Raw genomic sequence first — 14182 nt, 5'->3', positions numbered from 1 at the left:
CGGAAGTCCCCAAAAGGGCTAGTGTACGGATCCCCCGGGCGGGAAGACAAACGCACTCCCCCGCTCCCGGCTACTGCGTTCGGAGTACGCCCAGCGGCGTACCCGTGCCCGCCTCCAGGGGGAGGAATAGCTCTGCGGACTCGGGCATTGTGACTTTTATGAGTGCCCTAGCGTTTTCGGTCCTGCTGTGCCTGGTGTCCGCCGTGGCGTATGCGGCCGGAGCGATCGTCCAGGAGCGGGTCGCGTCCGGTACCCCGGGCCGGCCGTACGCGCCGGTGCGCCGGCCCGCCTGGTACGCCGCGATCGCGCTGAACGGCCTGGGCGCCCTGCTGCACGTGGTGGCGCTGGCCTACGGGCCGCTGAGCCTGGTGCAGCCGCTCGGCGCCCTCACCATCGTCTTCGCGCTCCCCATGGCGGCCGTTTTCGTACGCCGTCGCGCGGGCGCCGCCGCTTGGCGCGGGGCCCTCCTGGCCACGGCCGGGCTGGCCGGGCTGCTGGCCCTGACGGGCGGGGGCGGACGGGCCGAGCAGTCCCTTTCGGGCGGGGAGCAGAGCCTGCTCCTGACGGCGACCGGCGCCTTGGTGTCCGTACTGTTCCTGGCCGCGCGCCGGGTGCGGCGGGTCACCGCGCACAGCATGCTGTTGGCCACCGCGGCGGGGGCCGCCTTCGGGATGGCCTCGGTGTTCACGAAGTCGGTGGCCGAGAGTTTCGCCCCGGACGCACTGGTCACGTTGTGGCCGGAGCTGACCGCGATCGCCGCGCTGGCCACCACCGGACTGCTGCTGTCGCAGGCGGCCTACCGCGGCGCCGGGCTGACCGCGCCGCTGGCCACCGTGACGGTGGCCAACCCGGTGGTCGCGGCCGCGGTCGGCATCGCACTGTTCGAGGAGGGCTTCCGCTACGGGGCGGCCGGCGCCGCCGCGGCGGTGGTGAGCGCGGCGGCGGCGGCGACCGGGCTCGTCCTGCTCACCGTCGCGCCCCGGGACGCGCGCGTGCTCGTACCGTCGGGAGCGGGGCCTGCGCCGGCTGCGCCTGGGGCCGCGGCAACAGCTACGGCCGGAGCCGCGACCCCGGCCCCGGCCTCAGATGGAGACCCCGTGCGCCCTCAGGTACCTCAGCGGGTCGATGTCGGTGCCGTAGCCGGGTCCCGTACGCATCTCGAAATGCAGGTGCGGCCCGGTCGTGTTGCCGGTCGAGCCGGAACGGCCGATCCGCTGGCCTCCGGAGACCGCCGCGCCGGCCTTGACCGAGAGCGCCGAGAGGTGCGCGTACTGGGAGTACCTGCCGTCGGTGTGCCGGATGACGACCTGGTACCCGTACGCACCGGCCCAGCCCGCTGAGACGACCTGCCCGCTGCTGACGGCCTTGACGGTGGTGCCGGTGGCCACCGGGAAGTCGATGCCGGTGTGGTAGCCGCTGGACCAGGCCGAGCCCGCGACGTGGTAGGCGGTGCCGAGGCCCGCGTCGACCGGGGCGCTGAAGGCCCCGGAGGGGGTCTGCGGCTTTTCCGCGGGCTTTTCCGCGGGCTTCTTACCGGCCTGCTCGGCGGGCTTCGCCGGCGCCACGGGCTTCACGGGTTCGGCCGTGCGCGGCGGCTTCTCCGGATTCGGTGCGGGCGGCGCGGGCGGCGCGGCGGTGACGCGCAGGGTGAGCCGCTGCCCGGGGAAGATCAGGTCCGGATCGCCGCCCACGACGGCCCGGTTGGTCGCGTACAGGGACTGCCAGCCGCCCTCGACGTGCTGCTCGGTGGCGATCTCCGACAGGGAGTCCCCCGGGGCGACGACGTAGGGGTTGGGCAGGACGGAAGTCCCGGCCGGGCGGGGCGTAGTGCTCTGCGGAGCGGCCTTGGGAGCCGCCTTCGGAGCGGCCTTCGGGGTGGTCTGCGCCGCGACCTTCGGAGCCGTCGCCTTCCCCGGGCCCGTCGCCTTGCCCTGCGTGCCGAGCGCGGGTGCCGGGCCGCTGCGGCTGCGTCCGGCCTGCTTCCCGCAGACCGGCCAGGCCTGCGGCCCCTGCCCCTTCAGCACCTTCTCCGCCACGGCGATCTGCTGTTCCTTGGTGGCCAGATCGGCGCGGGCGGCGTACGCGGTTCCGCCGAAGGCACGCCAGGTGCTCTGGCTGAACTGGAGTCCGCCGTAGTAGCCGTTGCCGGTGTTGATGTGCCAGTTGCTCGTGGATTCGCAGGCGGCGACCTTGCTCCACGTGTCCACCGAGGCGGCGTGCGCCGTGCCCGCTCCGATCAGGGGCAGCGCTATCCCGGCTCCGCCGGCGGTGACGACGAGCGAAGCACGGTTGATGCTGCTCGGCTGATACCGGCGGTGCCGGCCCCGTACACCCATGGGAGCCCCCATCGAAGACATCAGGAACCTCGCAACCTAACGCCACGACCGGAGCATGACAAGGCGCACAACAAGACGCATTCGAGCGGAAGTTGATTTCTCGCCGAATGTAGGACACCGGTAAGGATCTCCACCGGGGTAGCGTCGGTGTTCCTGCATTCCGCCGCACATCGAATGCACTGTCGACGCACTCAGGAGCGCACCCACATGACCAGCAGCACGGCCCAGATCGGCGTCACCGGACTCGCGGTGATGGGCAGCAACCTAGCCCGCAACTTCGCCCGCAACGGATTCACCGTCGCCGTCCACAACCGCACCACCGCCAAGACCACGGCGCTCGTGGAGGAGTTCGGACACGAGGGCTCCTTCGTGGCCGCCGGGTCCGCGAAGGAGTTCGTGGACGCGCTGGAGCGCCCGCGCCGTCTGATCATCATGGTGAAGGCCGGTGAGCCGACCGACGCGGTGATCCGCGAGTTCGCCCCGCTGCTGGAGCCGGGCGACGTGATCATCGACGGCGGGAACGCCCACTTCGAGGACACCCGCCGCCGCGAGAAGGAACTGCGCGAGCAGGGCCTGCACTTCGTGGGCGTCGGCATCTCGGGCGGCGAGGAGGGCGCGCTGCTCGGCCCGAGCATCATGCCCGGCGGATCGGAGGAGTCCTACGCCTCGCTCGGCCCGCTGCTGGAGAAGATCTCCGCCAAGGCCGCCGACGGCACGCCCTGCACCTCGCACGTGGGCCCCGACGGCGCCGGGCACTTCGTGAAGATGGTGCACAACGGCATCGAGTACGCCGACATGCAGCTGATCGCCGAGGCCTACCACCTGCTGCGCGAGGTGGCCGGCTACTCCCCCGCGAAGATCGCCGAGACCTTCCGCTCCTGGAACAAGGGCCGGCTGGACTCGTACCTGATCGAGATCACCGCCGAGGTGCTCGCGCACACGGATGCCGCGACCGGACGGCCGTTCGTGGACGTGGTCGCCGACGCCGCCGAGCAGAAGGGCACCGGCCGCTGGACCGTGCAGATCGCCCTCGACCTGGGCGTGCCGGTGTCCGGGATCGCCGAGGCGGTCTTCGCCCGCGCGGTTTCGGGCCACGGAGAACTGCGTACGGCCGCGCGCGGGCTGTCCGGCCCGAAGGCCGAGCCGCTCTCCGCCGGGGCCGCGGACGCCTTCGCCGCCCAGGTGGAGCAGGCCCTGTACGCCTCGAAGATCGTCTCGTACACGCAGGGCTTCCACCAGATCCAGGCCGGCAGCGAGGAGTACGGCTGGGGCGTGGACCCGGGCGCCGTGGCCTCGCTGTGGCGCGGCGGCTGCATCATCCGGGCCGCGTTCCTCGACCGGATCCGCGCCGCGTACGACGCCCGGCCGGAGCTGCCGAGCCTGCTGGCGGACGCCGGCTTCGCCGACGAGATCGGCGCCGCGCAGCACGACTGGCGCGAGGTGCTGGTCGCGGCGGTCCGCCAGGGAATTCCGGTACCGGCCTTCGCGGCCTCGCTGGCGTACTACGACGCCCTGCGTTCGGAGCGGCTCCCGGCGGCCCTGACCCAGGGCCAGCGCGACTTCTTCGGGGCGCACACCTACCGGCGCACCGACCGCGAGGGCTCGTACCACACGCTGTGGAGCGGCGACCGCTCCGAAGTCCGTACGGACTGACGCGGCGGGCCGAACCGGCTCCGCGTCAGCTCAGCGGCTCCGGCGCGGGCTGCGGCGCGGGGCCGGGCGGCGGCGGAACCGGGTCGGGTTCGGGCACCGGTCCCGGTGTCGGCGGCTCGGGCCGGGGCAGCGGCCCCGGATCCGGGAAGGGATTCGGCACCGGAGCCGGGTCGGGGACGGGAGGCTGTGTCATACCTCCAGCCTCCCCCGGTCCCGGTTCCGGCGCCCGCCGGACTAGGCCAGAGCGGCCGCGAGGCCGGAGGCGGGGCTGGACAGGACCGGCACGGCGGTGGTGACCAGGTCCTGCGCGCCCGCCGTGGACACCTGGGCCAGCACGATGACGTCCGCGTCGGCGACCGCGTCCGCCGCGGCGGCAACGAGCCCGAGGCAGCCGGCCGCGTCGCCCGCCGCGAACCGGTCCCAGGCCCCTTCGACCAGCCGGGTACGGACCGACACCGGCAGGCCGGCCCTGCCGGCCTCTTCCTCCAGCAGCTCCGCCGTCGGGGTCCGCGTCGACTCCACGGTGGCCAGTACGAGGATCCGCGGCCCGGTACGGACCGCGGCGGCCGCCAGCGGGCGGTCGACCCGGAGCACCGGGACGCCGAGCTCCCCGGCGAGCGACTCGGCGACGGCCCCGATCGAGGAGCAGGTGACCAGGACGGGCCCGCCGGAGCCCGCCAGCAGCTCCCGCACGGCCGGAGCCTGCGACTCGGGCCCCAGCGCACGGGCCCGCTCCAGCAGCTCCGGCACCACCAGGTGGCGCAGGACGGCGCCCGGGTGGTGCCGGTCGCGCAGGGCGTCGAAGACCGGCACGTGCACGGGCGAGGTGTGCAGCAGCGTCAGGTCCGGCACGCGCGCCGTCACCACAGGTCGGCGTCCGAGTCGAGCTGCGCCTTGGCGGCGGCCACCACCCCGGCCGGCGCCTCGGGCGCCTGCTCGGGATGTTTGGCGGCCCAGCTCGCGGCATAGGGGCAGAGCGGGACGACGGGTACGCCCTCGTCGGCCGCGATCCCGTAGAAGGTCTTCACCAGGTTCCCGGCGATGCCGCGGCCCTCGTGCCCCGGCTCGACGATCGTGTGGACCGCCACGAGGGCGTGGGGCGCCCCGGCGAGCACGAAGTAGGCGATGTACCCGACCACCGCCCCGTCCTCGACGGCCAGCAGCCGCCCGGCCGCGCGGTCGTCCACGATCTTGATCGCTTCGCTCGATCCGGTCTGCGCCATCGTCCCGACTCCCCTCAGACAGCCACCGCGTGGGGGCTGCGCTCCTGATCCGTTCCCGGAACCGGGGCGGACGGGTCCACACCCAGCTCGATGATGCGATTGTCGCCGTCGACGTGGACGACCCGCGGCTCGAACACGCGGGCCTCGGCGTCATCCACCTGCGCGTAGCTGATGAGGATGACCAGGTCACCGGGGTGCACCAGGTGCGCGGCGGCCCCGTTGATCCCGATGACCCCGGATCCGCGCTCGCCCTGGATGACGTAGGTCTCCAGGCGTGCCCCGTTGGTGATGTCGACGATGTGCACGAGCTCGCCGGGCAGCAGGTCCGCCGCGTCGAGGAGATCGGCGTCGATGGTCACGGACCCGACGTAGTGCAGGTCGGCCTGGGTGACGGTGGCCCGGTGGATCTTGGACTTGAACAGAGTACGCAGCACTTTGGACTCCTGGAAGACGGCTCCCTGCCTGCTTTCTGCAGGTCAAGGGCGTTCTGCACTCTACACCGGGAGGTATCGGATCGGAGATCCTTAGGGAAATCGACTGACCTCTGACGAGAGGGGTCCCGGCCTGCATTTCCGTGGGCACTAGGCGGTTTTGACGCTGCCGACGAGCGTCGCATCGGACAGCCACTTCGGAATATGGAGGGGCCGATGCTGACCAGAGGCCGACTTGCCTGACGATATGTCAAGCAGGTTGGAAGGTCTCAGGCCGACTCGCTTCCCGGGGCACCTCAGACTGCCACCCGTGATCAAGCAGCCGGTCACCGCAAGGAAGGTTGCGCCCTCTACGTCCGGGCCAGTTGCCGTACTCCCATGACGCAGTTTCGCCGGTCCTTCGCTCGCCGCAGACGGTACTGGCTCAGTACTCCTGGCCCCGAACTGGGCCCGCGGTTCGCAGCCGGCCTACATCGCGGACCGGATCGTGGTGGCAGGGAGAGGCGGGACCGTGAACGAGTTCCACACACGCGCAGGCGAGGACTGCCACGGCGTTATCGGCAGCGGAAATATCGTGACGAGCAGTTTCAATCGGATAGACGGCGCGATCCTGCCCGACGAAGCCAAGGCCTTGCTTAAGCAGCTCACGGAAGCCGTCGCACTGACGGCGAGAGGCTGCCCGCCGAAGAGGCCGAGCAAGTGAGCAGGGGCCTCACCGCTTTCCAGGATGAAGCGCTGTCCGGCACACCGCGCAGGAACGTGCTCCAGGTCTTCGGCGATTCGCTCCAGAAGGCGGCCGACTTCGTCGGCGACGTCGGCGCCCCGATCGCGAACCTCCTCACCGCCGCGATCGGTTTGATCAAGTAAGTCCCGTCCTTGGGGCGGTGTCCGCCGCGACGCTGTGGTGAGGTCCATTCGTCCAGGTGAGTACCCAGGTGTGGCCGCCGTCCGCGAGAACTCCTGCTCCCAGCGGACCCGCCCTGGCGGCCGAGGCCGGGGAAGGTGATCTCGTCGATGTTGCCGCCCCTGCGAGCAGTGGCTGGGCCTACCGCAACGTCGAGGCCCTGGCTGGCGCAGGGATCCCGCTGTACGGCCCCGCCGGGCACGCGGACGGGGCACCCGACCCAGCTCACCGGGCTGCCCCTGGACGCCCACCAGCTGCGCCGGCTGGAGCAGGGAAAGCTACTCTCGCAGCGGGAAGTCGTCGGAGACGGTGACGCTGACCAGCGCCGCGGCGAAGCTGCTCGCCCGTCCGCCAGGGCCGCCGGAACCGCCTGCTGGAGAAGCACCGTTCGGTCAGGGAGCGTCGTCGTCATCCGGGGACGGAGGGTGGTCCTTGCGCTCGGCTTCGTCGAGTTCGCGCATGCGGCGTTCGATGCGGTCCTTCAGGCTCTCCTCGTCCGGCGGCTCAGCGTCCGCCGGGGTCGGTCCCGACGAACCGGGCGCGGGTCGGTGGATCCTCCGGCGCATCTTCTCCGCGCGATCCTTGCGCTGCTGAGCGTCATCGCCCTTCATGACGGCCTCCCTGGCAGGCGGGCTGAAGGCCGTACCCGGTGATGGTCACTGTCAACTCTTCTTCTTCCCCGTCCAGGCCTTCGCCGCAGGGTTGGCGACCTTCAGGCGCCCGATCTCGGCACGCCACGCTTCGGCCCGCGCGTTGGTGGACTCCTTGGCCAGGGCTGTAAGGGTCCGCGCGGCGCTGTACGGCTTGGAGGTGGGGCCGCTGGCGGCGAGGCGGCTGACCGTCTTGGTCTTGGCGTCGATGGCCGCGCGGAGGCTGCCGCTGCCCGTCAGGGGCCCCAGGTTGCGGAACTTCGGCTCCGTTCCCTTGAACCAGGTCTGCTGCCACCACTCGTTGGAGACCGGCTCGCGCCAGCTGATGTAGCCGCCGCGCAGCACCTGCCGGGGCTTCGCGATGTGACCGCCGAAGCTGTAGCGGGCACCTTCGATGACGACCGGGTCGTAGAACCTGGGGGTGAAGAAGTCCGAGACGAGCAGGCCGTTGACGGTGTATCCGAACTCGGCCGCCTCCGAGGGATCCGAGACCTCGACGAGGAACTCGACCATGCCCTGGTCCGGGTGAGGAGACTTGCCGGACACCACACGGTTCCCGAACGGGTCGGCGCACATCTCCAGCATTTCGTGGCTCGCCGTCAGCGACCAGCTGTCGCCGAACTCGATCAGGGAGAAAGGCTGTCCGTTGTCGTCCGTGTGGAAGCCCGCCGCGTCGGGGACGTCGTCGACCACGATGAGCGGCCAGTACCCGACTGGGACGTCTTCGAGCCGGTCGAAGGCGTCCACCGTCGCATCGACCTGCCAGATCGGGCCGAAGTCGCGGGTGGCTTGTTTTTGGAGAGCGGCTGCCACTCGGTTGAGCTGCGAGGGGCTGATCTGATTGGCTTGGGTCTCTGATACGAGGGCGAGCTGGACGATCAACATGGAGTTGCCGGCCTTTCGTCTCGGGGCGGCGGCTGCTGCCAGACGCCCACGAGCTTCACCGAGGGACGGCCCGATCATGTGGATGTGCGTCCGGACGTGGGCAGATGTCAGTCGAACGGGTGGACATACGTCCGCCACCTGTCGCTGTGTACCGCCTTTCGGCCCGACGTATGCATAATCGATTCTTCGATTCGGGCGGGCGGTGCCCCGGCGGGTCCGGGCCGGCGTGCGGGGTGCGCCGCAGCCCGGTGCGGGGCTGCGGCGCGCGCGGATCAGTGGAACAGCATCGAGGCCTCGCCTGCGCCGGTGGTCACGGAGCCGGGGCACAGGAAGCTCCCCGACACCTTGGTCGCCGTAAAGGCCTGGTTGAGGTACTTGCGGCTCGATCCGTCGCGCTTCCACGCAATGTTCGTGGCCTTGAAGCGACAGGACACAAAGCTCTGCTTGCCGGAGATGTCGATGGCGTCCGTCTTCGCGGTGCCGTTGGCGTCGTCGAAGGTGAAGGCGGGGTTGTTGTTGAGGGTGGCGGTGATGCCCCCGCTGCAGGTCAAGTTGCCCCCGGGCGGGTTGATGCTGGTGCGGTCGACGGTCAGGGCGCTCGGCGGGTTGGCGCTCGTACGGGCGTTGGTCCAGCTGCAGGTGTTGCCCGAGACCACGATGACGCCGTCCACTCGCTGGTCCGCCGTGGGGCCCAGGGCAAACGCCGCCGTCGATCCGCCGACGACCAGCGCGGCGGCCAGGGCGGTGACACCCGAGCATGTCGAAAACTTCATCATGTTGCTCCTCGTTGCCACGTCCTTGTGGGGTAAAGCGAGGCCTGGGTGGGCCGCGCCGGCGTGCGCCCGGTCGGCGAGGGCGGAATCCGCGGGGGGTGACCGGGGAGGGCTGCGCGCCCGGATCGGGGCACGCACGGAACGTGTCACAAGGACCTTGAAATGTCAGGAGCATGCCAATCGATTGTCCGGATGTCCCTCTCGGACCGGTCGGATTCGGCCTGCCCCAGGTCGCTTTCACCCAGGGTCGCAGGTCTCGGTCTGCCCCCCTCCCGCGCCGTGGACGGAGGAACAAGGGGGCGGGTGCCGACAAGGGAGCCGCTGGCGACCCCATCTGCGAAGACTCTGATGGACCGACTGTCGGACCCCGGCTTCCAGGGTTGGGCACATGCCCCGTCAGCTGTAGGGCGTGATGACCAGTTCCCCTGCTGGTCGTCACGCCTCGAGCTGTCCTCCTCAGCAGGTAGCCAGAGCAGCGGCTTCCTTCGGTGTCGGCAGAGAATTCACCGTTGGTTGGCGTGCCCCGCCAGACGGTGTCTTCCTCGCACGCCCCGGTCGGAGAATCGCGTGCCAGCAGCCCCAAAGCCATGGTCCGGAACAGATGGGCGAATGCCACCTCGATCCATCGTGCTCCGCCGGCGACGCATACGTTGCCTTCTCCTGCCCGTCCGTGGATTCGAGCTGGGGTAATGGCGCCACCGCTGAGTGTTGGATCGTGGGGTGACACAGCACGACGCATGGACACGCACGGGCCTGCGGGCTCGTCAGTTCATCGGGCGGCCACTAGCAACCGGCGGACCAAGGTCTCGGGCCAGGTACGGGCCTACCACCAGAACGCGAAGACCCTGCTGTGACCAGCAGGGCAAGAGCCAAGCCTCCGCCGCGGAAGGGAGGCCGCCGACATTCGCGCACGCGGTCGCCGAGGTCAGCAACGGCGGGACATGACCGGGACCGATGCTGACTACTTGCTGACCTGGACCCCGACAGCACCGCGCTGACCTGCGAAAACGTCTGGATGTCAGATGTGGGACTTGAACATGGCGCGCAGCAATTTGAGCTCCTAGAAGACGGCTCCCTGCCAGCTTTCCGCAGGTCAAGGGCGTTCTTCACTGTACATCGGCACGCGTCAGATCGAAGATTATTAGGAACATCGACCCCCTCTGGCGAGAAGGCTCCTTACCTGCACTTCCATGCGAACCAGCCTGTCGTGACGCCGCCGACCAGGCGTCCAATCGGTCAGCCACTCTGGAACGCTTGAGGACTCATGCTGATCAGATGCCGACTCACCTGATGGCCCATCAGGGGCATGGGGGCACAGGACGAACCGCTCCCCCGGGGGCCGCCTCAGACTTCCCACCCTGATGGTCTTGGCCGACCACGTCGTCGAGGGTACGCGGGCGCAGCCGATCGGCCGGCCGGCGCGGCGGCTCGCCGCCGAACAAGGGCAGCGCGGGTTCGGTGTGGGTCATCGGATGCCCTGGCTCAGCGAGGCGTCCTTGGGCGGTGGGCCGTGGACGAGGTCGTAGGAGTGGCTGACCAGGTACTCGATCAGGTCGGCGGTGATGTCGGGGCCCGCGCCGACCGAGATCCAGTGCGCCTTGCTGAGATAGCGGCCCGGCACGATGCTCTCGTAGCGCATGCGAAGCGAACTGCCCTGCTCGGGCTCGCACTTGACGGTGATGATCTGGTCGGCAGGCTCGTCGGGGGCATCGGTGACGATCAGGAACACTTTGCCCGCCGTCTTGTAGACGTCGAGCTTCGGGGTGAAGGGGCGGTCGTGGCTGACGTCCGGGAGGCCGGTGGCCGTGCGGCGCGCGGTCCGCTGGATCCGGGCACCGGTGAGGGTCACCGCGCCCCCGCACGGATGCCGAAGGTATTCGGGTTCACGGGCTGCTTGGCCTTGGGGAGTCGGGCGACGACCAGCCGGTAGGAGTCGGCGACCAGGCCCTCGACCAGGTGCGGGTCGATCGAGGCACCGGGGGCGAGGGTGATCCAGTGCTTCTTGTTCATGTGGTAGCCGGGGGTGATGTCCGCGTGCGTCGCCCGCAGCGCCTCGGCCTCCTCAGGGCTGGACTTGACGCCTTGACCTTGATGCGGACCCATCCGGGGCGTACCGGGGGCACGGGCAGGTCCGTGGCGACGAGTTCGTCAATGCCACCCGGTCCAAAGACGACGATGGCGCGCATCGTGCGGGGCCCGGTCTCCCCGACACGGTCGGCCGGTTCGTTCATGGTGATTCCTCGGTTCGGCAATGCGGCGGTCGTTGGTCGATCGGTGACGCCGCCGGCGCTGGATCTCGACGGGCTCAAGACCCCGGTCGAGGACGTCCGGCGGGGAACTGGGCGGGTGCGGTTATGCGCCTGGGTGCATGGCATCGCGGACCAGGGCGGTGTCGACGAACTGCTCGAAGCGGACGATCTTTCCGCCGCGTACGACGAAGTGGTGGGCGACGCGCACGTTGAGCGGTTTGTTGGTGGCCTTGTTGGTGGCGGTGTAGCGGGCGAGGACGACGACGTTCTGGCCGTCGACGACGTAGGTGTCGTCGTGGGCGGCCCAGTCGTCCCAGGACTCGCCGAGCTGTTCCATGACGGCGGAGGTGACGCCGGTGGGGGTGCGGTAGGTGCCGGCCAGGGGGAAGCCGGCCATCTCGGTCCACTCCACGTCGTCGGCCAGGGTGGCCCGCAGGGCTTCGAGGTCGCCGTTGGCGGAGGCCACGTACTGGCGGCGCACCACGTCGGCGGGGGCGGCGGAGGCGTGGAAGTCGGTGGTCTCCATGGGCTGCGGCCTTTCTCAGATGGGGTCGGGGGTGCTGGTGGGGCACAGGCGGTAGGTGGGTACGCGCCTGGCTCCTGCGTAGCGTTGAAGCAACTGGTGGATGCCCGCGCCGACGGCCGGCGCGATCAGGTACGCGGCGAGGTAGCCGTAGGTCCCCAGGAGCGCGGGGCCGAACTGGCGGGCGCGGGGCCGGCGGCCTGGGTGTCGCGGGCGGTGGTGCTCATGGGTTCTCGCTGGGCTCGGCGAGCACGGTCCGGCCTGCGTCCCGGCCGGACCGTGGTCGGGTGGGTCAGCCCCAGGTCATTTCGCCCTTGGCCACCTTCGCGCCGAGCTGGGCCGCGATGAGCATGCCGGATCCGGGGTAGCGGGCGACCAGCGCGTTGGTCAGGGCTTCGCCGCTGTCGGCCTTGTCCAGCTCGTCCTCGAAGGCGGTGAGGTAGTTGCGGGTGTAGGCGATCGGGCTCGCGTCGAGGGCGGCGGCGGTGGGCAGCCGGTGGCCGGGGACTGCGAAGGCGGGGGCAAGGGCGGTCATCTCGTCCAGCAGCTCGATCCACACGGCGCGGTCCTGGGGCTTGCCGGTGTCGGCGACCCAGACGTGCTCGTTCTGGAAGAGCAGGACGCCGGCGACGATCGCCCGGTGTTCGGCCTGCCACAGGTAGTGGCGGTCGGGCAGTCCCGGGTGGCCGCCCTTGAGCTGGAAGACGTGGCCTTCGAAGGTGAGGTCGCCGGTCAGTTCGGCCATCTCGACCAGGCGGGTGGGGCGGTTGGCGCCCACCGGCTCCCAGGCCTTGAGCTTCCCCTCGTACGCGGCCTTGATGTGCTCGATCACCAGCGGTGTCGCCAGGATCTCGGCATCGGGGAAGGCGTCGGCGATGACCTCGGCGCCCCAGTAGTAGTCGGGGTCGGCGTGGCTGATGAAGACCTTGGTGAGGTTCTTGCCGGAGTCGAGGATCTCGGCGGCCAGCCGGTGTCCGTCGGCGCGGGTGAACCCGGTGTCGATGAGGAACGCGCCCTGCTCACCGGTGATGAGGGTGGCCGTCTTGTTCTTCGAGCCGACGGGGAAGTCCAGGTCGATGACCTTGAAGTCGAGAGTGCTCATCATCATGTCCTTTGCCGGAAGCAGAGTGAGGGGTGGGAAAGGGTGGTGGGGCTGCTGGTCGTGTGGGGGTTCAGATTCGCCCCACCGTGCCTGGACGGCACCGATCGTGCCGGTGTGTCGGCCGGGATTCAGCGGCCGGATGCGGCCGACCGGGTGCGGGCGGCGCCGAACTGCTCCAGGAGGGTGTCGATCTTGTCGGGGCCGGCGTGGCCGACGGCGAGGACCGCGGTGCGGTCGCCGTCCTGGACCAGGAGGGTCGGGTAGGCGTTCGCGCCCAGAGCTGCTGCCCGCCGGAAGTCGGCCTCGGCCGCGAGGGAGGCGGCCGGTGCGGCGAGCGCGGAGCCGACCTCCAGCGCGTCAAGGCCGGCTGCCGCGGCGATCCGGGTGAAGGTCTCGGGGTCGGACAGGCTCAGGCCGTCCTGGTAGAACGCGGCCTGCACGGCCATGGCCAGCTCCACCGCCCGCTCCGGGGCCGCCTGCCGCAGCGCCGCCATGCCCCGGGCGGCGTCCTGGGAGTCCATGACGAACGAGCCGTCGGCGATCAGCCGCTCGTACCCGACCCCGAACCCGACACCGGTCAGCTCGCTGATCTTGGCGTTCGCGCCCTGGACGTAGCCGAACTCGCGGATCGGCACGGCCCGCCGCCCGGTGAACAAGCCGCCCGACACGACCTCGACGGGCAGTTCGGGGTGGCGCAGGGTGACCTCGGCCAGGGTGGGGGCAAAACCGTAGGACCAGCCGCAGTAGGCGTCGAAGACGTAGACGAGTTTCATGGGGAGGCCTTTACCGAGGGAGTCGCTCCGCACCGAAGCGATGTACCTGCTTGAACAGTATCTGCTGCATCAGGTATTCCCGCAGGGTGAAAGGCCCCCACCGTCGGGACTTCCGCCCCCCTACCGCAGGCGGGGCAGGGCATCCCGCGCCGAGTGGGACAGGATCCGCAGGCACTCCATGAACTGCTCCCTCACCTCCTCGGGCAGCGGCGCCAGGAAGTGGCGGCGGATGTTCTCCACGTGCACCCGGCTGGCCCGCACGACGATGTCCTCACCCCGCCCGGTGAGCCGTACCAGCTTGCCCCTGCGGTCCGCGGGGTCGTCGGCGCGCACCACCAGGCCGGCCGCCTCCATCCGGTCCACCAGGCGGGTCATCCCGCCCGTGGTCAGGACCCGCTCCTGCGCGACGGCCCGCATCGACATGCCCGCGCCACCCGCCCGGCCCACGATCAGCAGCACCTCGTACATCAGGTGACTGATCCCGAACTCCTCCTCGATCGCACCGCCGAGCAGGTACTCCAGCCGCCCCGCGGCCCCCTGCAGCCGCCCGAACGCGAGCACCAGCTCGTCGTTCGCCGCCTCCTGCGCCGAACTGATCCCCGCACCTTCGCCCACCCGCCACACCCTTCGCTCGCCAGCTCCGCTCTCGGTACGATCATCGCCCCTCCCGGCCGCCCGGC

The 14182-nt window shown here is 70.4% G+C and carries 16 protein-coding genes and 1 pseudogene; 4 read left to right on the top strand and 13 right to left on the bottom strand.

Annotated features, from left to right (window positions below):
* Positions 1 to 158: 158 nt before the first annotated feature.
* A pseudogene (locus tag OG247_RS37105) lies at positions 159 to 938 on the top strand (DMT family transporter); the annotation flags it as partial.
* Between the two features lie 144 nt (positions 939 to 1082).
* On the opposite strand, the gene OG247_RS37100 reads toward OG247_RS37105, so the two are convergent.
* Positions 1083 to 2336 (bottom strand): transglycosylase family protein, encoded by a 1254-nt coding sequence (locus tag OG247_RS37100; protein WP_327256356.1) that lies wholly within the window; start codon positions 2334 to 2336, stop codon positions 1083 to 1085.
* 207 nt (positions 2337 to 2543) lie between these two features.
* On the opposite strand from OG247_RS37100, the gene gndA reads away from it, so the two are divergent.
* Positions 2544 to 3989 (top strand): NADP-dependent phosphogluconate dehydrogenase, encoded by a 1446-nt coding sequence (gndA, locus tag OG247_RS37095; protein ID WP_327256355.1) that lies wholly within the window; start codon positions 2544 to 2546, stop codon positions 3987 to 3989.
* 234 nt (positions 3990 to 4223) lie between these two features.
* Here the strand turns inward: gndA and OG247_RS37090 are convergent, their stop codons facing one another.
* Genes OG247_RS37090 through panD form a run of 3 tightly spaced genes read right to left on the bottom strand, consistent with a single transcriptional unit; the run spans position 4224 to position 5646 of the window.
* On the bottom strand, positions 4224 to 4841 hold the full coding sequence (locus OG247_RS37090; protein ID WP_327256354.1) for an arylsulfatase: 618 nt from the start codon (positions 4839 to 4841) through the stop codon (positions 4224 to 4226).
* A gap of 8 nt (positions 4842 to 4849) precedes the next feature.
* A complete protein-coding gene (locus OG247_RS37085) occupies positions 4850 to 5212 on the bottom strand; it encodes a GNAT family N-acetyltransferase (protein WP_327256353.1) in 363 nt (120 codons plus the stop codon).
* 14 nt (positions 5213 to 5226) lie between these two features.
* Positions 5227 to 5646: an aspartate 1-decarboxylase gene (panD, locus tag OG247_RS37080; RefSeq protein WP_327256352.1), complete on the bottom strand. Its 420-nt coding sequence runs from the start codon at positions 5644 to 5646 to the stop codon at positions 5227 to 5229.
* Positions 5647 to 6154: 508 nt separating this feature from the next.
* On the opposite strand from panD, the gene OG247_RS37075 reads away from it, so the two are divergent.
* Together OG247_RS37075 and OG247_RS37070 are read left to right on the top strand one after the other, a co-directional pair.
* Positions 6155 to 6346 (top strand): hypothetical protein, encoded by a 192-nt coding sequence (locus tag OG247_RS37075; protein ID WP_327256351.1) that lies wholly within the window; start codon positions 6155 to 6157, stop codon positions 6344 to 6346.
* Positions 6343 to 6510: a hypothetical protein gene (locus tag OG247_RS37070; protein WP_327256350.1), complete on the top strand. Its 168-nt coding sequence runs from the start codon at positions 6343 to 6345 to the stop codon at positions 6508 to 6510. Before OG247_RS37075 ends, OG247_RS37070 begins: the two co-directional genes overlap by 4 nt.
* Positions 6511 to 6939: 429 nt before the next feature.
* On the opposite strand, the gene OG247_RS37065 is transcribed toward OG247_RS37070, so the two are convergent.
* From OG247_RS37065 to OG247_RS37025, 9 genes are all read right to left on the bottom strand, one after another.
* Positions 6940 to 7158 (bottom strand): hypothetical protein, encoded by a 219-nt coding sequence (locus OG247_RS37065; protein ID WP_327256349.1) that lies wholly within the window; start codon positions 7156 to 7158, stop codon positions 6940 to 6942.
* Between the two features lie 51 nt (positions 7159 to 7209).
* Positions 7210 to 8082 (bottom strand): hypothetical protein, encoded by an 873-nt coding sequence (locus OG247_RS37060; RefSeq protein WP_327256348.1) that lies wholly within the window; start codon positions 8080 to 8082, stop codon positions 7210 to 7212.
* A 272-nt stretch (positions 8083 to 8354) separates the two neighbouring features.
* Entirely contained in the window at positions 8355 to 8855 is a 501-nt protein-coding gene (locus OG247_RS37055; RefSeq protein WP_327256347.1) for a hypothetical protein, read from the bottom strand.
* A 1465-nt stretch (positions 8856 to 10320) separates the two neighbouring features.
* The gene (locus OG247_RS37050) at positions 10321 to 10704 is read right to left on the bottom strand and encodes an MmcQ/YjbR family DNA-binding protein (protein WP_327256346.1); all 384 of its coding nucleotides are present in this window, start codon (positions 10702 to 10704) and stop codon (positions 10321 to 10323) included.
* The gene (locus tag OG247_RS37045) at positions 10701 to 10958 is read right to left on the bottom strand and encodes an MmcQ/YjbR family DNA-binding protein (protein ID WP_327256345.1); all 258 of its coding nucleotides are present in this window, start codon (positions 10956 to 10958) and stop codon (positions 10701 to 10703) included. Before OG247_RS37045 ends, OG247_RS37050 begins: the two co-directional genes overlap by 4 nt.
* Before the next feature lie 249 nt (positions 10959 to 11207).
* On the bottom strand, positions 11208 to 11630 hold the full coding sequence (locus OG247_RS37040; protein WP_112447181.1) for a nuclear transport factor 2 family protein: 423 nt from the start codon (positions 11628 to 11630) through the stop codon (positions 11208 to 11210).
* Between the two features lie 289 nt (positions 11631 to 11919).
* The gene (locus OG247_RS37035; protein ID WP_327256344.1) at positions 11920 to 12729 is read right to left on the bottom strand and encodes an MBL fold metallo-hydrolase; all 810 of its coding nucleotides are present in this window, start codon (positions 12727 to 12729) and stop codon (positions 11920 to 11922) included.
* A 128-nt stretch (positions 12730 to 12857) separates the two neighbouring features.
* Complete coding sequence (locus tag OG247_RS37030; protein ID WP_327256343.1) at positions 12858 to 13502, bottom strand: DsbA family protein; 645 nt, start codon at positions 13500 to 13502, stop codon at positions 12858 to 12860.
* 120 nt (positions 13503 to 13622) lie between these two features.
* Complete coding sequence (locus OG247_RS37025) at positions 13623 to 14117, bottom strand: MarR family winged helix-turn-helix transcriptional regulator (RefSeq protein ID WP_327256342.1); 495 nt, start codon at positions 14115 to 14117, stop codon at positions 13623 to 13625.
* Positions 14118 to 14182: the final 65 nt, after the last annotated feature.

Origin of the sequence: Streptomyces sp. NBC_01244 (genome assembly GCF_035987325.1) — a bacterium.
Classification (GTDB): domain Bacteria; phylum Actinomycetota; class Actinomycetes; order Streptomycetales; family Streptomycetaceae; genus Streptomyces.
The sequence above is the reverse complement of the archived record's forward strand: the minus strand, read 5'-3'. Positions and strand labels throughout refer to the sequence as shown.

Excerpts from the sequence above, each read along its gene's own strand:
- OG247_RS37100 (WP_327256356.1), bottom strand. The coding sequence starts at position 2,336 with ATGGGTGTACGGGGCCGGCACCGCCGGTATCAGCCGAGCAGCATCAAC.
- gndA (WP_327256355.1), top strand. The coding sequence starts at position 2,544 with ATGACCAGCAGCACGGCCCAGATCGGCGTCACCGGACTCGCGGTGATG.
- OG247_RS37085 (WP_327256353.1), bottom strand. The coding sequence starts at position 5,212 with ATGGCGCAGACCGGATCGAGCGAAGCGATCAAGATCGTGGACGACCGC.
- OG247_RS37065 (WP_327256349.1), bottom strand. The coding sequence starts at position 7,158 with ATGAAGGGCGATGACGCTCAGCAGCGCAAGGATCGCGCGGAGAAGATG.
- OG247_RS37060 (WP_327256348.1), bottom strand. The coding sequence starts at position 8,082 with ATGTTGATCGTCCAGCTCGCCCTCGTATCAGAGACCCAAGCCAATCAG.
- OG247_RS37055 (WP_327256347.1), bottom strand. The coding sequence starts at position 8,855 with ATGAAGTTTTCGACATGCTCGGGTGTCACCGCCCTGGCCGCCGCGCTG.
- OG247_RS37045 (WP_327256345.1), bottom strand. The coding sequence starts at position 10,958 with ATGGGTCCGCATCAAGGTCAAGGCGTCAAGTCCAGCCCTGAGGAGGCC.
- OG247_RS37040 (WP_112447181.1), bottom strand. The coding sequence starts at position 11,630 with ATGGAGACCACCGACTTCCACGCCTCCGCCGCCCCCGCCGACGTGGTG.
- OG247_RS37035 (WP_327256344.1), bottom strand. The coding sequence starts at position 12,729 with ATGAGCACTCTCGACTTCAAGGTCATCGACCTGGACTTCCCCGTCGGC.
- OG247_RS37030 (WP_327256343.1), bottom strand. The coding sequence starts at position 13,502 with ATGAAACTCGTCTACGTCTTCGACGCCTACTGCGGCTGGTCCTACGGT.